19 protein-coding genes and 2 pseudogenes are annotated in these 23537 nt (G+C 58.9%); 4 read left to right on the top strand and 17 right to left on the bottom strand.

Annotated elements, in window-relative coordinates:
- Positions 1-155 precede the first annotated feature (155 nt).
- Positions 156-1319 carry an RES family NAD+ phosphorylase gene (locus XI09_RS34850; protein ID WP_271570912.1) on the top strand — a complete coding sequence of 388 codons (1164 nt, stop codon included), beginning with the start codon at positions 156-158 and terminating at the stop codon, positions 1317-1319.
- A 31-nt stretch (positions 1320-1350) separates the two neighbouring features.
- Here XI09_RS34850 and XI09_RS34845 read toward each other — a convergent pair whose 3' ends face one another.
- From XI09_RS34845 to XI09_RS46255, 10 genes are all read right to left on the bottom strand, one after another.
- Positions 1351-2367: a hypothetical protein gene (locus XI09_RS34845; protein WP_271570911.1), complete on the bottom strand. Its 1017-nt coding sequence runs from the start codon at positions 2365-2367 to the stop codon at positions 1351-1353.
- 342 nt (positions 2368-2709) lie between these two features.
- The gene (locus XI09_RS34840) at positions 2710-4584 is read right to left on the bottom strand and encodes a TniQ family protein (RefSeq protein ID WP_271570910.1); all 1875 of its coding nucleotides are present in this window, start codon (positions 4582-4584) and stop codon (positions 2710-2712) included.
- Positions 4584-5624, bottom strand: a complete 1041-nt coding sequence (locus XI09_RS34835; protein WP_271570909.1) for a TniB family NTP-binding protein — start codon at positions 5622-5624, stop codon at positions 4584-4586. Before XI09_RS34835 ends, XI09_RS34840 begins: the two co-directional genes overlap by 1 nt.
- Positions 5625-6215: 591 nt before the next feature.
- The gene (locus XI09_RS34830) at positions 6216-8318 is read right to left on the bottom strand and encodes a Mu transposase C-terminal domain-containing protein (RefSeq protein ID WP_271570908.1); all 2103 of its coding nucleotides are present in this window, start codon (positions 8316-8318) and stop codon (positions 6216-6218) included.
- 167 nt (positions 8319-8485) lie between these two features.
- Positions 8486-8755: a hypothetical protein gene (locus XI09_RS34825; protein ID WP_271570907.1), complete on the bottom strand. Its 270-nt coding sequence runs from the start codon at positions 8753-8755 to the stop codon at positions 8486-8488.
- Positions 8756-8816: 61 nt separating this feature from the next.
- Entirely contained in the window at positions 8817-9107 is a 291-nt protein-coding gene (locus XI09_RS34820) for a hypothetical protein (protein WP_271570906.1), read from the bottom strand.
- Positions 9108-9121: 14 nt separating this feature from the next.
- Complete coding sequence (locus XI09_RS34815) at positions 9122-9736, bottom strand: TnsA endonuclease N-terminal domain-containing protein (protein ID WP_271570905.1); 615 nt, start codon at positions 9734-9736, stop codon at positions 9122-9124.
- Positions 9737-10690: 954 nt separating this feature from the next.
- The gene (locus XI09_RS34810) at positions 10691-11554 is read right to left on the bottom strand and encodes a metallophosphoesterase (RefSeq protein ID WP_271570904.1); all 864 of its coding nucleotides are present in this window, start codon (positions 11552-11554) and stop codon (positions 10691-10693) included.
- 74 nt (positions 11555-11628) lie between these two features.
- Positions 11629-12069 (bottom strand): hypothetical protein, encoded by a 441-nt coding sequence (locus XI09_RS34805; protein ID WP_271570903.1) that lies wholly within the window; start codon positions 12067-12069, stop codon positions 11629-11631.
- Positions 12070-12157: 88 nt separating this feature from the next.
- Positions 12158-12469 carry a DUF6634 family protein gene (locus XI09_RS46255; protein WP_442869642.1) on the bottom strand — a complete coding sequence of 104 codons (312 nt, stop codon included), beginning with the start codon at positions 12467-12469 and terminating at the stop codon, positions 12158-12160.
- 373 nt (positions 12470-12842) lie between these two features.
- On the opposite strand from XI09_RS46255, the gene XI09_RS46250 reads away from it, so the two are divergent.
- Complete coding sequence (locus tag XI09_RS46250) at positions 12843-13079, top strand: helix-turn-helix domain-containing protein (protein ID WP_442869641.1); 237 nt, start codon at positions 12843-12845, stop codon at positions 13077-13079.
- A gap of 347 nt (positions 13080-13426) precedes the next feature.
- On the opposite strand, the gene XI09_RS34800 is transcribed toward XI09_RS46250, so the two are convergent.
- Together XI09_RS34800 and XI09_RS34795 are read right to left on the bottom strand one after the other, a co-directional pair.
- Positions 13427-14023, bottom strand: coding sequence for an SMP-30/gluconolactonase/LRE family protein (locus XI09_RS34800; protein WP_271570902.1), 597 nt, complete (start codon positions 14021-14023; stop codon positions 13427-13429).
- Positions 14024-14057: 34 nt separating this feature from the next.
- Complete coding sequence (locus XI09_RS34795) at positions 14058-14804, bottom strand: ABC transporter ATP-binding protein (protein WP_271570901.1); 747 nt, start codon at positions 14802-14804, stop codon at positions 14058-14060.
- A gap of 82 nt (positions 14805-14886) precedes the next feature.
- Here XI09_RS34795 and XI09_RS34790 point away from each other — a divergent pair.
- Positions 14887-15261, top strand: a pseudogene (locus tag XI09_RS34790) (alpha/beta hydrolase family esterase); the annotation flags it as partial.
- Positions 15262-15517: 256 nt separating this feature from the next.
- On the opposite strand, the gene XI09_RS34785 reads toward XI09_RS34790, so the two are convergent.
- The gene (locus tag XI09_RS34785) at positions 15518-17158 is read right to left on the bottom strand and encodes an AMP-binding protein (protein ID WP_271570900.1); all 1641 of its coding nucleotides are present in this window, start codon (positions 17156-17158) and stop codon (positions 15518-15520) included.
- A 306-nt stretch (positions 17159-17464) separates the two neighbouring features.
- Positions 17465-18622 carry a lipase family protein gene (locus XI09_RS34780; protein ID WP_271570899.1) on the bottom strand — a complete coding sequence of 386 codons (1158 nt, stop codon included), beginning with the start codon at positions 18620-18622 and terminating at the stop codon, positions 17465-17467.
- Between the two features lie 332 nt (positions 18623-18954).
- Between XI09_RS34780 and XI09_RS34775 the strand changes: the two genes are divergently transcribed.
- Positions 18955-19383: a muconolactone Delta-isomerase gene (locus XI09_RS34775; protein ID WP_442869640.1), complete on the top strand. Its 429-nt coding sequence runs from the start codon at positions 18955-18957 to the stop codon at positions 19381-19383.
- A gap of 341 nt (positions 19384-19724) precedes the next feature.
- On the opposite strand, the gene XI09_RS34770 is transcribed toward XI09_RS34775, so the two are convergent.
- The 3 genes and pseudogenes from XI09_RS34770 to XI09_RS34755 all read right to left on the bottom strand — a co-directional run bounded on the left by XI09_RS34770 (position 19725) and on the right by XI09_RS34755 (position 23458).
- Complete coding sequence (locus XI09_RS34770) at positions 19725-21155, bottom strand: MFS transporter (RefSeq protein WP_271570898.1); 1431 nt, start codon at positions 21153-21155, stop codon at positions 19725-19727.
- A gap of 77 nt (positions 21156-21232) precedes the next feature.
- Positions 21233-22401: pseudogene (locus tag XI09_RS34765) on the bottom strand (CaiB/BaiF CoA transferase family protein).
- A gap of 79 nt (positions 22402-22480) precedes the next feature.
- Positions 22481-23458 carry a hydroxymethylglutaryl-CoA lyase gene (locus tag XI09_RS34755; protein ID WP_271570896.1) on the bottom strand — a complete coding sequence of 326 codons (978 nt, stop codon included), beginning with the start codon at positions 23456-23458 and terminating at the stop codon, positions 22481-22483.
- Positions 23459-23537: the final 79 nt, after the last annotated feature.

Below are 23537 nucleotides of genomic sequence, written 5' to 3'. Positions count from 1 at the left end.
CGGGCATCGGCAAGGCCATCCGGCCGGGTCTTGACCGTCCTGCGCGCGAAACCATGCTCGAAGCGATATCCGGTTAAGATCGAAGACAATTTCGCTTCGCGCAGAGCGTGCTAAATGTCCATTTCCCAATTTGAGGATAGTTCATCGGGGGCTGCATGGGAAATTATATCCCTTTCTTCAAGTCGGATAAGACGGGGGCCGCGATACGCACTTCCGTTTCCAAGCTTTTTCGAGGAAGTGGACCAAAATACCCGCTCTGTTCCTGTTGCTTCGAGAGCCAGGGGCTCAGGCTTGATGCTGAACAGATAGGAATCGCGGATCAATCCGTCTGCGCGAATTGCGGCTTTGCATCGGGGCGTAAGCTAGATAACAAGCTGATAGCCACGCTTGCGCATCGCTTCTTTGTACTCGGTACCTTCTACAGATGCGATTACGGTGCTGCACCAATTGTGCAGTTCAATCATACGCAGACTACAGACATCAACCTCTCCAAGTGGTTCGAGGCTGACCTTCGTCTCATCGAGCGAACGATCAAAGTCGGCTTTTTCTATTACGGTCCCCGTCTATGGATGGTTGGAGAAGTAGAACCGCTCAAGGCTCTCGAAAGCGAAGAGACACGGAAGGGCGTGCTTGAGAGAATATTGAAGGAGTATCCCACCAAGACGTTGAAGCCGGACAACCTATTTTATCGTATCCGCGTCGCACCGTCGGTCCCCGAAAACGCTGGTGAATACGATAGCCCACCCAAGCCGTCTGACAATCCCGGAAGGCTTGATTCCCTAGACCTCCGGGTTATGTACGGGTCGCAGGACCTTCAAGTGTGTATACACGAATGTCGTGTGACCGCAGACGATGATCTATTCGTGGCTACGCTGGCGCCCAAGAAAGATCTGAAACTACTAGATCTGACAGAGTTGCTCGTCGAGGAGCACGCAACCGAATTCAAGAGCCTCGATATGGCTGTTCACATGCTCTTTCTTGCTGGCAAACATTCTTATCAGATCGCTCGAGAAGTTGCTCTTGCTGCGCAACGGGTAGGATTCGATGGGGTGCTTTATCCCTCCTACTTCAGCATGCTCCGTTCAGGGGGGATACCATTTGAAACCCTGACAGGGATTTCGCATAGGCGAATTCCAAAATTTTCTGATCGCGAGAAGGCGAAAATAGTTCCAAACATCGCGATTTTTGGGCGTCCACTTAGCGAGGAAAAGGTGGAAATCAAGAGCATCAATCGGTTGATACTAGCCCGTGTAGAATACGATGTCCGCTTTGGTCCGGTTGGCTATCAATGGACGGAGACGGGAAGCGAGAATTTGTGATTCGAAGGCGTGGTATTTCAGGCCCAAGCAGCTACATCGGATTTCTCATGCTAACGCCAATTGCTCTCTCAGCGTTCTCTCTGGGTATTTCATAGGTAAATGCTCCCCACATATAGCGGGGACCATTAACGGTGACGCCGGACCATCGAGATGCCGCTATTGTTTTGCCATCGACATCCGGAAGCGCAAATTCGACTTTCAGGACGTTATTTAGAACGCTGGCCTTGAGTGCATCCTTCGGAAGACGCCGATCGAACGCAACTACTCCTTCGACAGCATCTAGCGCACTGTTCAACCATGACGGTTCGATATCAGAGGCTCGGTCTTCAACCGTCAATCTTGAGTGGTGGCCCCCCAAGTATGCAAATGTAACCGTTCGGGTGGCGTCCTTGCTTGTAGTAACTGCAATCACGCCAGTTCCGCTTGGTTCGATGAGCCAGCCCCCAAGTTCCTTTGGAAACCATCGCACATTCAGTTCATTGAGTTCGCGGTCACCGAGAAACAGCATTTCGTTAGGCGGCGTACCGGCGGCCATAGATACGAATCTAGGATCGACCCCCATTTGGAACGCGTAGTCGATAAGCAACGCTGATACCAATTGCTGATTTGAGAAGTCGAGAGAGCTGAAAATCTTTGCGGCGGGATCTCTTAGAGAAATCTCGTGATAGAATTGGTGTACTCCGAGTTCGCCAGCGTCAACGCTTCGGGTTATCCCCCCGAGAAACGCAAATGATGCTGCCGAGGCACAACGTCCTAGCGCTCGCTTCCAAACGTGCCCGTCGGGCTCTGTACTTCCAACCTCGGTATCGAGTTTCATCCTCCGAATAGCATTCCCGAGTTGGATGCCTCCGGCTAAATCTCCGCCGGGCGAGTTGAACCGGACGCTCCAGCCACCTGGATTCTCATTGTAGCCGTGGCCTTTCAAGAAATTCTCGAGATCGCGCGCCGTTTCAGAGGTGATTACACCATCGGCGGCAATCCACTCTGCTCCTCCATAGTTTCCGCCACTACTTCGTAGGTGGAACGTCATTCTATCTGGGTTGGGCAAGGGATCTCCGACTTTGTCTAAGCTCGACAGTGACCGGCAAGCCGGGTCTACTCGGGAACGCTATTCGTTAACAAATGGGCGGCCTCTCGGCCGCCCATTGTAACTGCCGGGACAAGCCCGGGCATGACGTTCGCTGTCGTCGCGATGTGAGGCACTCTAAAAGTTGTCCATCGAAAATGTAAAAACACCTGTATTTGTTGCGTTTCCCAATTCGCATGAGCCGATTCATGGCCATCAGGAGCGGCTTACCTTGACCATTCGCGATGATGGTCACGGTGATGTATGGCAAAAAAAGAGCTCCCCGAAGGGAGCTCTGGTGCAGCATTGTCGCGACACTACCGGTTATTTTATGGTATCGTACGCGGTACTCCCTCGAGTTGAAGGCTTTGGCGCGATCATCAGCTCGACATCCGCACGGCGATAGAAAGTCGCTTCTACGCCGTCAAAAGCGACTGGAGAAATCCCCTTCGCACGGAGTGCTTTTTTGAAAGTTGCCATGCACTGCCCTTGCGCTTGGGCGAGGAGATATAGGCTAACGTATTCTTTCCGGAACCGTTCTATCTCGGCGAACTCGATGATCTTTGTCGGATGCCTATTCAAGGGATTGACGGCGTCGACAGTCTTGATGATGCCCGACCTGATAAGCTGTTTAATCGAGTGTGTCTTCAGGATCTCACGACCAACCACAGCGGGTGTTAAGCCTGGCATGTCCCCCAGCTTTGTAGCGGCCTTGACCTGCTTGATGTCGAGAAGCACCGAGGCGAGGCCCTCGAAGCCGGCCAAGCTGCCGACCCAGGCCAACTTACCATCCAGGATTCCTCGCACGATTTCGACTGTCGTGCAGCGCGCACATCTGCGCGCTTCGGCGATTCCGACCGCCCGATCAGGTTTCACTTTAACGGCAACCGCACGGGACAGCAGGCGGGACAGAAAGTGGTCGAGTTCTGGGCGGAGGACGTACTCCTTCATTCCGCCGACGGCTTTGTGGCGTTTAAGGACGCCAGCGCTGAGAAGCGCCTCGGTCTGCGCGCGGGTAGCGCTCAGATAGCGAGCGACTTCATGCATGGCCAGGGAATCGTGCTCACGTCTGAATATTCTTTCGGCATGCTGCACAGCGAAATCGACGTCTCGATCTCGCCCTTTTGGAGTCGAAATGAGGCCTTCCGCTAGAAGGATCTTCCGGAGCCTCTTTGGGTGAAGTTTGTATTCGAGGCTTGCGGAACGGATTGAGTGGAGCCGCCGCTCGGTGACGGGCTGACCGAACAGCCTATCGCCGGGCCCGAGTGCGAACCTCTTCAAAATGAACGCCCCCATGACCGTCCGAAGCGGATCGAAAGCTGGATCGGGCAGACCTTGGGCTGGCGTCGTATACAACTTTCCGAATATGGCTGCTGGACTTTTGGTGGAGCCGGTATCTTTCGAGAGGTGCTCCTTCATGAGATTGTCCATAAGTTTTAGCAGTTCATCGGGGCTGGGATGCGCGAGTTTGGCGCCTGCATGCCTAGCCTCGTATCGCTGATCTTCATTCAGGATGTCGAAATTGACGCGTGTTCCGAAAGCGGCGACAGCTCCGATCAATTCAGTGACGTGCACAGCCGCGAAGAACGGAAATTCGTCCAGCCAGGAGGATTTCGCAAGTCCTTGTAGCCGGTCGAGAAGATATCCTTCCAAAGCCGAGGGAGGCCGGCATGCAGCAGAGTTTGCAAGCTCTGGCAGTCGCGGCACGACAGGCGCGATGTTCGCAGTCCAATCATGCGCATCGTGGATCGGAATGTTGCGCGCAACCTCTACAAGGGCGATCTCATGCGCCGGGCAGGTCTGGATTGCAGAAAGCAGCCAATTGGCTCTGCCGTGGATCGCGAGATGGGGTGGAAGGTCCGAGCTATCGATGTCCTCCTGCAGACATTTCGGGCAGATTTGCGCTCTCACTCTGCGAAGGCCTGCCTTTCTCAGTTCCTGCCCTTTCAGCTCAAACTTGCCTTCACTCTTGCGGAAAGCGCAGCTCATCAGGGCTTGATAGTTGGCACCACTGAGATCTGCAAGCTTGCGCACGTCTGCTTCATGGCCATCAGCGAGGCGCTGGAGCTCCAAACCTAAGTCGCGCGCGAACATCCTGGCTGGCCGGTTGTTCCGGGCAGCGAGGCGTGCCGCATAATAGGGTGGCGGTTCGTCGGGCTGATGCGGAACCCGCAGAGCCAACGGTTTGAGTTCGTTCATCACTTTTTCCTTCTGCTTGCGGGAGCGGGCGGAGGTGGGACTTCCTTCTTCGGAAACAGGATGTTGCAATCGATTTCGTGCCATCGGTCGGCGCGAAATACGTTTCGATCGAGCGTGAAACCGGACTTTTCCGCGAAGATGGTTATGAAGTGTTCGCGATTGAGCTCTTGGGTACCGAGCTTGAGGGCATGGTCGATCGCCAGTTGCGTCAGCACGATCGAGTAGCCGAACGCGTGGAGACCCGCGTGGGCGAGCCGCGCGTAGAAGTCTGGGCGCTCGGTCTGATCTTGCGTGTCAAGGACGAGGCCGGCGGCGCTCGCATAGTCTTCCACCGCGCGCCTGAGGTCAGGAATCGTCTCCGCATCGAGCGGTTTGAAATGCTTAATGGTCAGACGCCGCAGGAGCTGGGGGTCGAACTCGAGGAAGGGGACTAGTGCATTCACGCCTGACACGATGAGCGAGATGCGACGGCCATACATCCCATGCTTGAGTAGGTTCGCCACTTCCTGTCTGTCTTTCTCGCTCATGTGCTGCGTAACGTGCTGCAATTCATCAATGTGAAGAATGAACCGCTTGAGCAGGTCCATGCGCTCCCAAACCATTTCCCACAAGCGGTGCGCCGGCAAATCGCGCTCGATAGGATAGCCGCTATCGCGCAAGATCATGCGTGCGAGCTGCATGCTTGTGCACGGACTAGGCGCGGCCACGCTGAGGAGCGGTGAGGCTGACGTTGGATCATCGTAGCCCCGCAAGATCGGGTGCTTCTTGAAGTATCTCTCCAACGCTCGGCTCTTGCCGACCCCTGTTGGTCCGAGCAAGACTAATCCGGACCCGCGAGCCCGATTGTTGAACCCTGGCGGAGACCCCGGGTCCGCGCGCTGCACTGCAGCCTCCAGGAGGGCGTCGACGGCCTCTGCCAACATCTTGTCGCGCGGAGACTTGGCGTACTGCGACCTGATGCGCTCCATGACGTTGAAGCTGCTGTCGGCGGCCATGCTGGCATGCAGGGCCGCCACCGGATCCGGAAACGAGTCGCTCATCGGTCCACCCGCATGCGCCGGAACACGTGCTGCGCCTCTCCGGCGGCGACGTCGCAAGCCGTGAGGAAGTAAAAATAGCGGCGTAGACCGGCCGATCGCGTAAGCGGAGATGGAACGTGCGGCGCATTGACGATCACGTTGACACCCCGTCGCATGACAACGCACAAGAATTCGTAGCAATGGTCCGTGTCAATGTGAGACTGACTAGCGGCCTCCGGCTCTAGGCCGACGACATGAAGTATGCTGATCTCCTCGTTTCGGAGTACGGCGAGTACGTGTTCCGTCATCCAAGACAGCGGTTTGTTGATGTTTGTCCGGAAGCCGGTCAGTTGACAGATGGAGCGGAGAAGGGATCGGACAGTGCCGGGAGCGGGGACATGCACTCTTAGTACGATGCACCTTGGGAAAGCCGCACTTTCAATGGCACGTTCGATGGCGGCATCGGCTTGAGCGCGGCTGCCGACGACGATAAGTCCGCGACCAGTCGGGTGGGCGTTGGGATTCAAAATGGAGGCGTTGGGCATGGTAGAAACCTTTCAGATTGGAGGGAGGTCTTGCGGCAATCAGCGCCGCGAACGCGAGCCGGAGAAATCAGTCCTCAAGACCGTAGTCGCCGTCATCCGCGGTCCGGTGTGGCGGCGCCGGCGACGTTGCGGGCGGTCTTGCGCTACCGACCGGGACCGCTCCGTCGAGGATGTCTGCCTTCGGCTGGAATGGCTGATCTCCGAGAGCGCCCTCGTCGACAATCTCGAAGCCAAGCAAGAGGTTGTTTTCTTCGTGCCTGAGCGATTCCGCCGTCGGGCGCGTAAGGTCGATGCTGACGCGTCGCATCGCGTCATCAGCCATCTGGCTGATGGCCCGGATCGCGGCGAACACGATGTGCTCGGTCAGCTTGGCATTTTTCGCGTGACGACGACGGAGATCTCTGACGCTCTCCAGCCAAGTCTCCAGGCTGAGACCACGGAACATCTCGCGGACTGACGGAACAGTCATCCAGCGCTTGCCGATCCACACGGAGACGTGGCCGAGATCAAAGTGATCGAACCGGAGACGTACCTTGGTATCGCCGACCTGTCTGCGCCACTCCTGGAGCTCCGGGGACTGGTAGTAGACGCCAGCGACGCAGACGCCGCGCGTGTCCAGGCTCCGCTCCAGGTCTACGCCAAATATCTCACGCCTTTGGTGACCGTTCGGGGGCGCATCGACGCCATACTTTTCTGTGAGGCGTTCCCAGGCCTGATAAGGGGTTTCGCCGGCGAGCCCAGCATGCGGGGTGTGGTGGTACCAATCGACGATGAACCGGGTGAAGATCTTCGGAACGAGCTCGGAGAAGACTGCAGCCCGCTCTTCGGCTTTATATTCCGCCAAGTCGACGACGTTAGAGAAGCTGCGACCTGGGAAATTGCCCATCAACATCGTATGGGTCGATCCCAGAGATCGCTCAATGTGGCCGCGGAGGTGGGACAGACCCGCCGGGGCGTTCTCGTACACGGCCTTGAGGTCCGCGACGCACGCCCGGAATCGTTCGCTGATGTAGGCGGATCCGGCATCCGGGGAGATCAGGCCAAACGCGCCGGACATCGGCCAGTCCGAAAGACAGCCTGCCGCCTTCGCAATTGCTGACTTGTCCATGCCGACCATCGCGAGCGTGTTGATGGCGGTTTCGTCGCGGTTGTTCTTTCGCGCGAAACCTATTGCGAGGGCACAACGGGTCGCGACGTCAACGACCGCGGAGTAGTAGAGCCGCTCCTTCTGGAGCGCCTTTCGATCGGCTTCGGTCAGGATGTCGCCGATTCCGAGCTTGTCGGCTACCGTTTGAAGCTGCACATGCCACTCATCAATTTGAACATGCTGAAGAGGGCGGGCCACATCGAGGCCGCTGCCCACGATGGCGAATTTCGCCCGCGCTCTTGCGATGCCGTACCTGCTGGCGTACACCTCAAAGGCGTTCAGGTCGTCGATCCGCGAAGAGAGCGTCGACTTCGCCGGACAGCTCAGGGGCTCCAGGCCGCGCGCCTTTCGCTCTTCGTTGATCGTCTCGAATTCGGCTCGCATTTCGCCATACAGCGCTCTCTTTGTCTTGCGCCGCTCATCGCAGTAGCCCACGACGAACTTGTGCATGACGTGCTCAGCCTCGGGGTGGACCGGCGACATGCGATTGCCCGAGTCGCGATGGTTGCCGCGGAGAGCAAGGACGTCGAAGGCGCCGTCTTCATACTTCCTAAGCCAGCGGCGGAACGTGCGAGCTGATGGCCTGGGCTTGGTTACTAGCATGCGGTCACAGCGCTGCCCCTCTGTCGGCCGCTCGGCGTCGATGACTTGAAGGGTCCGTTTGATGCTCTCGTCGGTGCGCTTGACTTGCGGATCTCTTGCCTCCCGCCTCAAGAATTCGTCGCAGTAGAACTGCTCGCGAAGCAATTCGTTAGCCTCCCTGAGGGGGAGCTCAGACAGGCTCGAAACGCCCGCCATCAGCCGGGCGCGAGCGCGTCCCTCTTGGAACCATCCGCGGTCGACGCGGATCATGTTGGCTTTAAGAGCATCCTTGAGCTGCTGATGCGTGAGTGTTTGATTGAGCGTCGTCGACGCGGCGCCGATGCGCGCCAGGACGTACCCATTCCGATCGGAGGTCACCAAGCGGTATTCGCCATGGCTGTCGGAGACGCGGTCATTCGGGCCGAGATTGATACGGGTCATTTTCGGAGTTCCTTGTTTTTGGGCGAGCGTGGCTGTGGCGCCACGAGTTGCGCGATGAGTCGAAGAATTTGAAGCTAAGGCCGAGCGGAGCGCAGCTACGGTTCGGCGATCAGATCCGTCGCGGGCATGCTGGGTCGATTCAGGAGAAGCGTCATCGGCGGCTCCTGCTATTGGATGGAGCCGTTCACGGCCCGCGAGAACATGCGGGCGTGGGTATCGAAATAGATGGCGGTGAATGCAGCCTCCACTCCGGCGACGAAGCTGTTCCAATGGTCCGATCCAGGAGCCGGTGGGGACCCGCCGTTCAGGCGAAGCGTCTCCGCCATCCGGCGCATGAACTCGTGCCGTTCAGCGACGGCCGTCGGGATGAACGGCTCTAACCCCTCGGCTGGGTCTCGGTAGCACGGGCGCAGCGGTGAATAGTTCAGGTATTTCATGTCAAGTCTCTGTTTGAACGCAGCAGTGTGTTGGGTTTGAAAACGAATGTGATGGCAGTACCTATTCGTCATCCGTCACGTAGCCGACGATGTCGTCGTCCTCCCAGGTTCTAGCTCCGATGAAGCGCAGCCACGCGCTGCACTTGCGCGAGGCGATGGCCTTGAAGTGCATCTTGAGCAACGTCCACCGAAACGCATACGCGCATGCGAGCTGCCCGATAACGAACGTCGTCCATTCGACGGCGCCATCTTTGAATTCCGGAATGGACATGTTTGATGCGAGCTGCTCCTCAAGGAGCTTCGAGAACCGTTCGGTGAAGATGTCAGCGAGTTTGGTGACGAGGTTGTTCATTGGGGTTGCTCCGTTTAGCTGGTGCGGCGAACGACGTAGCTGTCGGGGGTGATGCGGCGGCTCGGCTGGGTGGGCGCGAGCACACGCCTCGCCAAGAGGCGCACGACGGCGCGGAAGCCCATGCCGCCGAGTCCGGAGGTGTCCACCAGGTCGGCGATCTTGGCCGAGCCGATCATGTTCTCCGTCATGCGATCAATGAGGTCGTCGTGCTCAGGGATCGGGAAGCGCGCGCACTCAAAAGCCTGCTGCGCGTTGAACCGATCAGCCCGGGTGAAGTCTCGATCCGTGATCAAGGCGATCTGATCGGCGATGCCGGGCGCGAGCTGCTCCGCAATGAGGCTGATCGTCTGGCGGATGCCGGACTGCGCGACCCTCTTTTCCGGTTTGACGGCGATGAAGATCTTCAGCCCGCCAGCGAGGATTATCAGGAAGTCGAACGTGTGCCTCCGCAGCTTCCCATCGCGATCAATGAAGCTGACAGACGCCGGCTGGTCGATGATCTCAGCCACGTCCGGTCGGATGGCGAACAGGAACATGACCATGAGCTCGAGGTGGGACTCGAACACGACGGTGCGATTCTGGTGGATCGCGAATCCGCGACAGCTGCCGCGGCTTTTCAGCGCCGGCATTCGCGAGGCGCGGCTGGGTTGAGTGGGTTCAGAAAAGTCCAAGTTGGCCTCCAGGCAAAAGGGGAGCGTTCTCCGGCTCGATGCCGGAGCGGCTGCTCTCAAAGAAACGGATGGAGTGGATGGACCAACCAGGAAAGCGAGCAGGCTTGCGTGTCGCTGCGCAACGTGCGAGTCTCTCATTGTCCGGTGAGGACAGGTCTTCTTTCCTAGTCGACCAAGAGCGGGCGCCCTCGGCTAAAGGGCGTCCGCTTTTTCGTGAGGTGTCAGTTGTTCATCGTCAGCTCCAGTGAAACCGCGGCGTCTGCGCCGATGAGCGAAAGTTGACTCGCCGATCGGTAATTCGGAATGGGCTCGAAACAAAAAAATTGAATCCTGCGAGTCGGTTGTGCCGATGGCTTCACAGAATGATTCAAAACCCGCTCGTGTCTCGAGGATGCGAGCAGGTCGAAGCGTTAGGATTCGATGGATAAATGCGGAGTAATCTCGACTCTCATTGGCGCCGTGCGGGAAGAAGCGCTGGGCCAAATTTGTTGACAGACCCCCCGCTGCCAGCAGGCGGATTTCGTGGCCACTTAAGACCATGATCACGGAAAAGTTACCAGCGTCCTTGCGCGTCCGACATTCATTCGGACGCTGATGACGTCCTGCGTTAGGGTGCTTGGCTCAGAGACGCAGCCCAACCAGTGATTTGTCGAGCAGCGACCAGACTGTCGATCTGCGATAGTGTCCTTCGATGCGCGCGTCGCGCGACCAAGCGGCCGGGCCGGAGCGGGGATTATCTCCTCGCCACGCTCGCACGCGATGTTCGCTTGTGTCCGCTAGGTCGCTAACATTGATGACTTCGGCCACTGCGAGGGTGCGAGCCAATGCTCGGCTGCCCGGGGAATAACTCAACCGCAATTCTCAACACTCGATGCGCTGCGGTCGCTGGCGGTATGACTGAAGAGGTGGCAATCAGGCTTGATCGTCTTGGTCAGGTGCCTCAACCTCCAGGACCAGGTTCGGCGAGAACTGCCCGCCTTCAAATGGATTGCAGACGACGCGAGTTCGACCGAAGTAGGCGTCGAATGGCGCATGGATGTGGCCGAAGATCCAGAGGTCTGGAAGCAGGCTCTCCGAAAGCATCGGCAGGATGTCAGAGCAGTAGAATGCAGGCGTCCACCACGGCACCGAATAGTCGCGATAGATGTCCGCGGCATGCGGCAGTGGAGAATGGTGGGTCACGACCACGGTCGGCCCTTGTTCATGTCCGGTCAATTCGTCGAGGAGGATGGCTTTGTTGCGGGCGTGTTCGGCGACAAAGTCGTATGGCGTGAAATGGCCGTGCTCCGTCCGGATCGCACCAAACTCCTTGACACCATTGCGCCAATTACCAGCAATGAAGCGAGACGACGCTGCTGCGGTTTCAGGGAGTTCCTCGGAAGCCCACCGACCGCTCTGCGCCCAGTCGGTCCACAGTGTCACGCCGACGAACCTCACATCTTCGACTTCAAAGACCGGATTTTCCGGGCTAAGCACCGTCACGAGGTCCTTCTTGGCGTATGAATTCTGGCGATGGGTTTCTTCGCGAAACAGGCGGTTCATATCCATCAGAGTTCGCTTGTCTCCGAATCCTGTCGTGTAATAATCATGATTGCCAAGCACGACGATCGCCGGTTTTCCCTGGGCGAGCTTCACGATGCTCTGGACGGCTTTTTCAGGCTGTCCCTCCCAAATATCCCCGGCGACGACCAGTACGTCGAAAGTCGGGTCCAGGGCGGGCACGTTGCCAAGATCATTTCGTTCAAGGTGAAGGTCTGAAATAGGAAGAATTCGCATTGAGGTGATGCCTCGCTTTGCGTGAAAGGCCGTTGGGTGGATTCGGACGCGCGATAGCTGACGGCGTGTTCTTGTCACTGTTGCTGCGCCCACGCCGTGACCAGCCGGCAGCAACGGTTGTCAATCCTTTGCCGACGTCGCAGGGCCGACAAGACGACAGTGACGCCGGCTTTGTCGCCTTCGAGGGCGCAGCAGACTACGGTCGACATCGCGGCATCGACTAGCGGGTTGGTCATCCCGCAGTCTCGCAGGGCCGCAAGCGCGATGCCAATCGCTGCCGCTGCGTCGCCCAACACAGCGTTCAGCCAGCTGTGATGGGCGCAAACATCGAGCTTCAGCAGCTCCGAGCGGATGGTACGCACGTCGAGCAAATCCATTTCGTGAGGCGGGCGGATTCGCCACCAATGCAACGGAGAGATTGAACGGCTCCTGATCTGGGCGCGGCCCGCCGCGCCGACTGAGGAGGAGATCTCGTGAATCGTGTAAGATTGGTCGCACAAATGCTTCGTGAGCATTGCGATACTCCCGTTCGATCATTGGTGGGTGTCAGGTGGAAGAATTGGCGCCGGTGACCTCAGTTGTGGATGCCCGGAGCCGATGTGTCTAAAGGCCTCGCTGGCCGAGACGATAGAATTTTGTCCAGGTTCGTGCCCAGCGTAGCGCTGGATCGACCAGCACTAGTTCGGAAGTGTGCACGCGCGTTCCGCGGCGAATGAGAGGATGCCCATCGACGGTTCCCACCAAGCACGGTGCCGGGCGAGAGGCGTAAGACCAATCCGCCAGCAGAGGCCAGAGGCGGATGCACTCTTCGGACGGCCAATCAGCCTCTCTCAGCTTGAGGATATCATCTCTCAGTCTCGCCAGATCCCGTGTGATTGGTTCGAGACAACTATCAAAGGTTGAATTTCTGGTCATGCCGCTTCCATATGACGGGTTGAGCCGATGCCCTCGTTGTGAGGTGACGAGGCGTGCTTGAAATGAAAACTGGTTGTGCAATGAAGTAGGCACAGCCTTGATGATGCTTGCGGGCGCCGTCGCCCCGCAAGGATTTGATCACGGGTCGTCGCCAGAACTCGCCGGGGCGCCTCCCAGAAAAGCATGCGGTTTTGTCCGCGCCCGACCGGCGCGGTCACGACATTGGACTGAGGAGTGGAACAGAGCAGGCCTCACGGGCCGCAAGGATTCGTTTAATCAAGCCGCAAGTTAATCCCTTTGCAGCGAAATCGGTGTATTCTTCTTACCAGAAAGTCCGCCTTAGGACAATTTGTTCGTTAAGACTTCGTTAGGCATGGTTAACGAGGAAAAGATCAGCGGATCCCAACTTCGCGCTGCTAGATCGTGGCTCGACTTGAGCCAAGACGAAGTGGCTGCGGAGACCTCACTCACGCGAACGACGATAGTTAGGCTTGAGCGGGATCCTTCAGCCGTGCAGGAGCGGACGCGGCGGGACGTCCGAAAATTTTACGAGGGCAAGGGTATCAGGTTCTTGTTTCGAGAGGGGATTGGCGTCGGGCTTTCGACCTAGTCGAAAGCACTGCGGTCTTTCTAATCAGCGGATCGTCCTTACTGACGCCTCCACGTCGCGCGGTCATTTGCCGGAACTGAAGGGCAGCATTTCATCAAACTCTGCCCTACGGGAGCGTATTATCGCGCCAGTATAATGCAGGCATAATACTGTGCGATCGGTATTTTTCGCTTCGAATCAGTGACTTGCAGATCGGCCTCCTGTCTTCCGAAGCGATCGCTCACAGTCGAGCGCCGACGGCGGTCTTCGACGCCTCAACGTGATATTCCGGAAAGTCCGTTTTCCGAGGATACACAAACTCATCAAAGTCGATGGATGCTTGGCCGGCGCTGATTATTTAGCGGGTCCTAGATTCGAGCCCTTCCTGCCTCGCCGGAGCCGAGCAATGGGAATGCTCGATCGATCGCAAGCTTTCCTAAACAGGTTGCCACGTCGCCTAGCTCGTAGCGCCTCTCAACGCGCGTTTCGCCTTGTAGCCGAGACAAAGCCACCTTCATGGCCGCCGGATCGATCTCATACACACGGCCGTCCCAATCAAGGTCCATATAGCCGTCGACGAAGGCCTGACCATTGATGAAGTCCTCCGCGGCCATGCCGGAGTCGGTCATGTAGAGCAGCCCGTTCGGGCCGAAGCAAAGATCGTTCGGAAATAGGAAGCGGTCCGTACCTTCGCCCTGCATGCGCCGGATCTCGTTTCCGCCTTCGTCGATGCAGATCAGCGCCCGGAGGCCTGCCTCCGCGATCCAGATCCGGCCGTGGCCATCAGTCGTCAACCCGTTCGGACGCCCACCCGTCGTCCGGATGACCCTGCGATTGCCGCGAGGATCAAGCCGTGTGACGCAAAGGGTCGACGCTGACATTTCGGTCACATACATCGATCCATCGGGCAGGCACACCGGCCCCTCCGGCGCTCCAGTTCCGGTGGCAAACAGTCTCGACGCCATTTTTTCCTCCCTTTCTCCAGATTGCCGGCGCTCGTTACGAGATGACCAGGCCGCTGGCCGGATCGATCAGCACCACGCGATTGAGGTCGATGGCGAGGTCGATCCGCTCGCCATGGCTGCCGACGTCATGAGCCTGGAGCTCCGCGACCGCATCGACGCCGCCGATCTTGATGGTGGTGAATGTACGGGTCCCCGTCGGCTGAATGAGATCGGCAACGGCCGAATAGGCGACCACCCCGTCGCGCAGAGGTCCGCCGCCAGCCCGGCTGAAGTGCTGGGGTCGAATGCCGACGAGAACTTCTTGGCCATCCGCACCTGTTAGCAATTTGGCTCTTGCGCTCGGAAGCGTCAGCGCACCGCCGGACTGAAACACAACTGCGGCGCAGCCGCCGCTTGTCTTGAGGGTCGCCGGGACGAGATTGATCGACGGAGACACGAGGAAGCCAGCCACAAAGCCCGTACGGGGCTGCTCGAACAGTTCAAGCGGGGCCCCTTGCTGCTCGATCTTTCCATCGCGGAGCAGCACGATGCGGTCGGCGAGCGTCATAGCCTCGACTTGATCGTGGGTGACGTAGATCATCGTCGTCGTGATCTCGTGATGCAGACGCTTGATCTCGGTCCGCATCTCGTCGCGCAGTTGAGCGTCGAGATTCGAGAGCGGTTCGTCGAAGAGGAACAGGTCCGCCTTGCGGACGATGGCGCGTCCGATGGCGACCCGCTGACGCTGTCCGCCCGAGAGCTGACGCGGATAGCGCTGCAGGAGATTTCCGATGCCGAGCATGTCGGCGGCTTCGCTGACCCGCTTCCTGATCTCGATCTCTGGAGTCTTGCGAGCGCGCAGGGGCGCCAAGCACGCGCCTGCATCGATTACCAACATCGTGCCGGAAGGAACGAAGTTCATCAACGGCACCTACAGCAACGACGCCGGAAGCCGGACCTACAAGCTGTTCATCCCCAGCGGCTACCAACGAGATCAAGTGTACCCGCTGATCGTCATGCTTCACGGCTGCACGCAGTCGCCGGACGATTTCGCAGCCGGCACCAGAATGAACTTCATCGCGGAGGAACAGAAATGCCTGGTGGTCTATCCGGCACAGCCTGGCGGCGCCAATCCTTCCAAGTGCTGGAATTGGTTTCGCGTGGCCGACCAGCACCGCGACGAAGGCGAGCCCTCGCTGATCGCGGGCATCACTCGCCAAGTCATGCGTGACTATCGACATCAACCGTCAGCACTCCACGAGTGCTTGTTCTTCATTGCTTGCAGGCCGCCAATCATCTGCATCTGGGGCACTCTCGGCCATCCGGTCCCTCAATGCGCGGCGATGGCGGACGGAGGCCCTAGTACGCCTCGCCGTCATAAGCGTGGCCTTGCCCTCGATCGGAGCCGTTGAACCGGGCCTCGTCGGCCAGCTTGTGAACGTCGATGCGATCCGTCTTTCTTCCTCGCTCGACTCTTGCTTGGTCGGTCGGGTGGGGTAAAGTCGGACACACCGTTTAAGCAGTCTGGCTTACGGTCAAACCAAGTTCCCTGATCATCGAATCACGCATCACGAACTTCTGGGCCTTGCCGGTGACCGTCATCGGCATTTCTTCGACAAAACGAATGTATCTGGGCACCTTGTAGTGGGCGATTTGGCCGCGGCAGAACTCGCGGATGTCGTCTTCAGTGCAATCGTGGCCCGGCTTGAGTACGATCCAGGCGCATATTTCTTCGCCGTATTTCTGATCCGGAACGCCGAAGACCTGCGCAGACTGCACCTTGGGATGCCGAAACAGGAATTCTTCGATCTCGCGCGGATACACGTTCTCGCCGCCGCGGATCAGCATGTCCTTGGCGCGTCCTACGATGTTGCAGTAGCCCTCGTCGTCGATAATCGCGAGGTCGCCGGAGTGCATCCATCCATCCTTGATGACTTCCGCCGTCCGCACCGGGTCGTCCCAATAGCCGCGCATGACGGAATAACCGCGCACGCACAACTCACCTGTCTCTCCGCGCGGGACGATCTGGCCGTTCTTGTCGATCACCTTGGCTTCGAGACACGGCTGAATACGCCCGACCGTTGCCACCCGCCTTTCCAGCGGGTCGGATGTCGAGCTCTGGAATGATACCGGCGACGTCTCCGTCATGCCGTAAGCGATGGTCACCTCGCTCATGTTCATCTCGGAGACCACCTGCCGCATGGTTTCGATCGGGCATGGAGAGCCAGCCATGATTCCGGTCCGCAGCGAAGACAGGTCGAAGGTCTTGAAATCGGGATGCGCGAGTTCGGCGATGAACATCGTTGGCACCCCATGCAGCGCCGTGCATCGCTCCTCCGCAACTGCGGCCAGAACCGCGGCTGGATCGAACGCTTCGCCCGGAAACACCATGGTCGCGCCCGTGCTGACGCATGCGAGAACCGCCAGAACCATTCCGAAGCAATGATAGAGCGGCACCGGGATGCAGAGCCGATCCGCCTCGCTGAAATTCAGCGCTTGCGCGATAAAACGCGCATTGTTCACCACATTATGATGCGTGAGCGTGGCGCCCTTCGGGCTGCCGGTGGTTCCGCTGGTGAACTGGATGTTGATCGGATCGTGGCAGTCTAGAGAGTCCTCGCGAATTGTGGTGTTGCGCCCTTTCGCCAGAACGTCGGTATAGTTCAACATGTTCGGCGTGCGGCCTTCGCCCATCCGAATAATCCATTCCAGCCCGGGCAATTGGGGACGAACCGTCTCGAGCATCTCGAGGTACTTCGAAGTCTTCATCTCCTGGGCGGAGACGACAGCCCGGCATCCCGATACGCCAAGCGCGTAACCCAGCTCGGAAAGGCGATAGGCAGGATTGATATTGACGAGGATGAGGCCGAGCCGTGCCGTCGCGAATTGCGTCACCAGCCATTCGACGCGGTTGGGCGACCAGATCCCGACGCGATCACCCTTGCGAAGGCCGAGCTCCTGCAGCCCGGCGGCAAACGCCTCGATCTCGTTCGCAAACTCTTTCCAGCTCCAGCGGACGCCCTGCTCGCGGAATACTACGGCCAGACGGTCGGGGAATCGAGCGGCGGTCTCAGCGAGCAACGCCGCGATCGTGAGATGGCTGAGCGGCGCATCCGCCCCACCACGGACATACGAGTTAGCGTCGGTTTGAGCCATTTCTTCCTCCCTCCGGCTGCTTTCGCAAGAGGCGGTAGCGCTACAGCGCGACGAACCTTCTTTGTTGCCAATATGGTCACAAATCGTGCCAAAATGAAGGGATGAAACATGTCGCTGCAGCGCCCGATCGCCTTCGTCAGGACTGTGGCTTTAGCTCAAAGAGGTAAGAGAAAGCCTGCGAGACAGCGGCAAGTCTGCGCTTCGGCTCGCCGCAGCAACGGCGAGACAGAGAGAGCAGCCGCCAGTCCTGAGCCGGCGATGGTTCTTCGTGTCAATGAGCGCATCGTTCTTCTCCGTGGCTGGCCATCAATCGTTGAACTTGAAACCGGGTAGGGGCTCTCCTGGCGATCCCGGATCGGAAATCGAATCGCAATTGGACTGGATCGGGCTTCCGGCCAGGGAGGCCTGAACGAATGCAAGTTCGTCGGAGTAGGCTGCATGCACCGTTCCGTTGTGGGTCACGCCGGCATAAGTCTTCCAAACCACATTGCTGTTGGCGGCGCATAGTGCTGCAACAGCAGCATATTGGCGTTGCGGCGGTATCAGCTTGTCGGCCAGACCTGTAGCGAGAAGGACCGGTACCGGCATTCGAACCGGACTCATTTCTATGACGGCGTCCAGGCGATCCGCGATCTCTGGATCTTTCAGGCTGTTCGCCATGGTCAGGCCGTTGCTGCGAACGACCTGTGCAAGCTCCGCATTGCATCCCTCGCGGGCGGCCTGCAGCAGTGGCTTCCCCACCTCAGTAACGAGGTCGTCCGGCTTTATCGCGTCGTCCCCGAGAGCGCCGCCGAGCATCATGAGAATGGTGATTTGCGGGGGAAGCGAACGTGCAAAAGTCTGCTCGCCTGAAGACTTCTTGTCTGCCGCGGGAAACCGGGAAACGATGCCGGTTGCGATCGATGCCTTGATCTTGAGGTCGGGCGCGTAAGAGGACGCCAGACGCGTCGCGCCGAGCGAGGCGCCGGAGCCTTGCGACTGACCTGTGATGATGATGGCGTTGTCGATCTGCCCCTTCGAATGGTCGAGCGCTGCTCTTGCCGCATCGAGCACCGAGCGTCCCTCCGCTTCCCAGTTGAGATAAGGGTGTGGGCCGGGGCCGCCGAGGCCCTGGTAGTCGGTTGCAACGACAGCAAAACCTTGTTCCAGCCAGTTGTTGATGTATGCGCCGTCACGGGGTCGATGCCTGCTCCAGGAGGGGGCGCACCTGTCGGAGACGCCGAGCGTGCCGTGCGCCCAGGCGACGAGCGGCCATCCAGCTTGCGGCGCGGCTCGCTTCGGAAGATAGAGCGTGCCGCTGACCGGAATGATGCCGGACCGCCATCTTGCATCCGTCGAAGTGTAAAGGATCCTTCTAGCCGTCGAGGCCGCGACGATCTCAGGCTGATCGGGCATCGGCTCTTCGCGCAGCAAGAGACCCGGCTTCTCAGGTAAAGTGCCGGTCCAGCGGTAGAACGCCGACAAGTCCTGGTCACCAACGATGGGCCCTTGGGGAAGTGAACCGGCTGTGGCGGACAACGCCCCCGAATGAGGCGAGGCGCAGAGAGCGAGTGCTATGACGCCGATTCTTGCCAGTGCTTTCATTGCCTGCTTACTCCTTTTGGCGCAGCTCGTGAGGCTGCACTCCTTTTGTGCGCCGTCGCGTTGCTCGCTGTGGCGCCGAACACTGCCGTCGACTGGGGGCTACTCCACCTGTAGTCCCATTCGGCGGATGACATCTCCCCACCTGTCCGATTCCCTCTTGAGCAGCAGCGGCTTGAGCCGGGCTCGTCGGACGCGGCTCGAGGCCGACTTTGGTGAACTGGCCGACCGCGTCGGGTTCCTGCAGCACGGCATTGAGGGCAGCGTTGATCTTGGCGTCGACGCCGTCCGGCATGGCTGGCGGGCCGTCGAGCGCGAACCAAGTCTCGACCCTGATAGTTGAGCAAGTCTGCCTCGACCGAACTCGGCACGTCCGGCAGCAATTTCCGTATGCCTTTCCGGCTGGCAAGGTCGACGAGCTAAAGCAAGTAGAGCGTGAACGTGCAAAGGAATTGCAAAAGACAGGCGTCTGGCGCCATCTGTGGCGCGTGGCGGGGCGATATTCTAACCTCTGCATATTCGACGTCTCCGACGCGCAAGAATTGCATGAGATTTTATGCGATCTGCCGCTCTACCCGTTCATGACGATCCGAGTCACGTCGCTCTGCCGCCATCCATCATCGATCCGAGACGACGATCGATAGTCAGAACTCGCCTCTGTGCAGGGTAGCCCTATGGCTATTGGCAGAATAACCTCTTGCCGGGCTCGCGTTGCTAGTTGAGCGATATTACGCCGATCCTCACTCACTGTGGCCTGCCGGGTCAACCTACTCATTGTGTCAGGGCGAGGTGACTTTCGGAGTAGATCGCCGTGGCGTAACAACTATCCGTATCGAGCGCCGGTGCGGCGCGCGCCGCCCGCGTTTTGGGACACATGAAGTGTTCGTTCCCATGCCCCCTGTCTCAGATTATCATTCGCACTTCTGGGTAAGCGTCCTGCGATATCGGCACGATCAACTTCAATCGGTCGAGCGTTCTCGCGAAATTAGCGTCCCTGATCCGAGTCTATTTCTTTATTTGAGGGCCCAAATACGCCGATCACGAAGACAACGCCGAGCATGCAAGCTGTTATTAGTCCGAATGCGCCCGTTGCTCCGAAATCCCGGAGAAAGAATGCGATCAGGAAGCCCGACCACATTGCTCCGAAGCGGCTTGAAGAATATGCGATTCCGCCGGCGCGGGCTCGAATGGCCGTGGGGAATATTTCCACCTGATAGGCGTGGTAGGCGTATGACAGGATCGTGTTGGCCAGGGTTATAAGCACCCCACAAAGAATAAGGAGGCCCGGCTCCGTGAATTGCGAGAAGCCCGCACCCGCTATAGCAACAACAAGCGCCGAGCCAACGATGACCCATTTGCGGTCGACGCGGTCAGCAAACGTCATTCCCAAGAGCGGTCCCAAAGGATTGGCTACCGCGATTATCGCGGCATAGGCCAATCCTTTGGTCACGCCAATACCTTTTGCCACAAGAAGACTTGGTACCCAATTGGCAAAGCCGTAGTAACCGATCACCTGGCAAAGGTTGAACACAACGAGCATGATCAGGCGCGACCGGTAAGGCGGCCGAAAGACCTCCGATAGGCCGGCTTTCACTTTTCTGACGGTAGCGGCGGAAGGCGTGGGGTCCCGCAGCGGCCGACCGAATTCCCGGATCGCCTCGGACTCGAGCAGTGCAACGATACGGTCCGCTTCCTCGCCGCGGCCGTTCTGAGCGAGCCACAGCGGACTTTCCGGCACGACTCGGCGAATGTACCAAACGATGATTGCCCCGACCGAGCCAATTACGACCACCCAACGCCAACCTTCGATATCGAATGGCGCGATCGGAACCAATTGCCATGAAAGCAGGGCTATGATCGGAACGGACGAAAATGCGATCGCCGAATAAAATGCGAATGCCCTACCGCGCATGTGCCGCGGCACCATCTCGCTGATGTACGCGTCGATCGTGATAAGCTCGACGCCGATCCCGATGCCGGCAATGAACCGCCATACGAGCAGGCCTTCCGTAGAGGTCTGGCAGGCCATTATGACGGCTGCGGCCGTATACCATAAGAGGGCGTATGTGAAGACGAAACGGCGCCCGTAACGATCGGAAAGAAATCCCAGAAAAAACGTGCCGATGAACAAGCCGGCGAACGTAACCGCGACAAACGCGCCGATCCCCGCGAATCCGAAGAATGCCTGCGTGGTCTCGGTGAGAATCCCGCTCTTCGCCAGTCCCGGCGCGATGTAGCCCGTGAAGAACAGGTCATAAGCTTCGAACCACGCTCCCAGCGCGATTAGGGCGACAAGTTTCCAAAGCGACTTGGTCGCCGGCAGTCGATCTATTCGAGCTGCTATATCGGCCGGCGTCGCCGATGAAGCGGCAGGATTTTGCGTGATCGGTATAGCAGCGTCATAGGCGACACTCATCTCATTTCCTTCCCTCTAGATTTTCTTTGCGTTCGGCGGTGCGCCCTTATTGTTCGGCGCTTATCGTCCGCGGCGGGCTATTCCGCCGCCTCTGCAATCCTTGGCCGGATCGTCAACGTGCCTTCTGCAACGAGCGCGGCGATTTCGGCTTCAGCTAGTCCTGCTTCAGCGAGAATCTCAGCTCCATGCTCCCCAGCCCTGGGCGGTTGTCGATGCAGGCCCGGCCGGCCATCCGGCAATGAGATCGGCAAGCCCGGCAGCCCGGTATAGTTGGTCAACTTTCCGCCCATGGGATGTTCGGCGCTGGTCAGCTCGGTCGGAAGCAGGCCGCCCGATGCCAATAAATGGGGATCTTCGAACAGCTCGGCCGGGCGTGAGATCGGCGCGTATGGCAGGCCGAGCGCTTCGCACCGGTTCATGAGGTCGGCCTTTGACAACGCGCCAAACAGCTTCGCTATTCGAGGGACCAATCTTGACCGGGCTCCTGCAAGCTGGACCATGGTCGCCAGACCAGGATCATTCAGAAGTTCCGAAAGCTCGAATGCATCGCAGAACGCGCGCCACTGGGTCTCCGTCACGACTGCCACGAATACTTGTGCACCCGCGGTGGCCGTATCGAATACGTCATAGATTGGCCAAGGCTTTGGTAAGCCGGGCTCGCCAAACGGAGGAGGATCTTTTCCATCGATCGCAGCTTGAGCCATGTGCTGTGCGACCAGTACCATGTTGGTCTCGAACAAGCCTGATTGTACCAGGCCGCCCTTGCCGGTGACGTTCCGCTCTCGAAGAGCAGCCATCACCGCGATTACCGCAAACAGGCCGCCCATGATGTCGTTTACGGACGAACCCGCTCGCATAGGCTTGCCGGGCATACCGGTCATATATGCCAAGCCACCCATCATCTGCACGACTTCGTCCAGCGCCGCGCGGTGCTCATACGGGCCCGGCAGCCCTTACACGAACAATAAACGAGGCGCGGGTTGATGGCAGACAGCGCTGGGCGGCCCAGACCGAGTTTATCCATCGCGCCGGGACGGAAATTTTCGAGCAGCACGTCCGATCCGGTCGCCAGCCGCCGTACTAGCGCTAGGCCTGACGGACGCTTGATGTCGATGCACAGACTTCGCTTGTTTCGATTGAAGGTCGGAAAAAAGCCTTTCGCCGATCCCGTCAGGCGACGCGTATTGTCGCCGAGCGAGGATGGTTCAATCTTGATGACGTCCGCGCCAAGATCAGCAAGCACCATCCCGCAGGCTGGTCCCATGACCATGTGACTGAATTCGAGGACTCGAATCCCCGAAAGCGGACTAGGCATTCGGGCGCGATCAGTGGCGGCTGCCATATGAAGCTCCGTCATTGACGATGGCTTTCTTGAAAGTTCGCGGAATCCCGGCCAGCGCGACCCGACCGTGAAGTTTTTCGTCCGGCAGGCCTGAACGCAGTTCGGCACGCGCTTCGATCAACCGGGCGAGGTCGATTCCCGTGCTGAACCCCTCGGTCTCCAGCAAATAGACAAGATCTTCAGTCGTGGCGTTGCCGACCGAGCCGGGCGCAAACGGACATCCCCCCAAGCCACCTAGCGCGGCGTCGAACCCACGCACGCCCTGATCAAGTCCCTCGAGTGCATTGGCAAGCGCCGTGCCCATAGTATCGTGAAGATGAAGGTTGCCGAATCGCTCCGCTCCGACTTCCTGTCGCACTGCGCGCACGAGGCGGCGCACCTGGCGCGGACCCGCATATCCCAGCGTGTCAGCGAGGCCGACGACATCGGCGCCTGCTTCGGACATCGCGACCGCGAGGGAGATCACGTCGCGTTCCGGCACCAGACCCTGCAATGAGCATCCGAAAGCCGTCGCTATCCCGCCTTCGATACGGGGCGCACTCGGTCCCAATGATCTCGCCCAATTCACCACACGTCCCAACTCTGCGACCTGTTCGGCCCGGCTGCGTCGGACGTTTGCCTGGCTGTGAGCCTCGCTGGCCGAAACCGGCATGACGATCGAATGCGCACCAGCCGCCGCAGCGTTTTGGGCGCCCCGCAGGTTTGGTGCGAGGGCCACCACGAACAGGCGAGGATGAGCCCTGCGGACTGTTTCGGTGACCTCGGCGGCATCAGCCATCTGCGGCATCGCAGCAGGTGGTACGAAGCTTGCGACTTCCATTTCCCAGAGGCCGGCGCTGACCATGGCCGCTATCCAGCGAAGCTTGGCACACGTCGGCATGACCGACTTTGCCATCTGTAATCCGTCGCGCGGCCCGACCTCGCGCACCCGGACCCTCGGCTGCCCTTTAAGATCGGTCATCTCGGCGTCCTCCCGCCAGCAGGCGTCCGATGACGGAAGCACCCCTTGAGGGCGCGCGATGCCTGTGTTTCTTTGGTCC

Source organism: Bradyrhizobium sp. CCBAU 11386 (assembly GCF_028128955.1).
Classification (GTDB): domain Bacteria; phylum Pseudomonadota; class Alphaproteobacteria; order Rhizobiales; family Xanthobacteraceae; genus Bradyrhizobium.
This window is presented reverse-complemented; position numbering and strand designations above follow the sequence as displayed.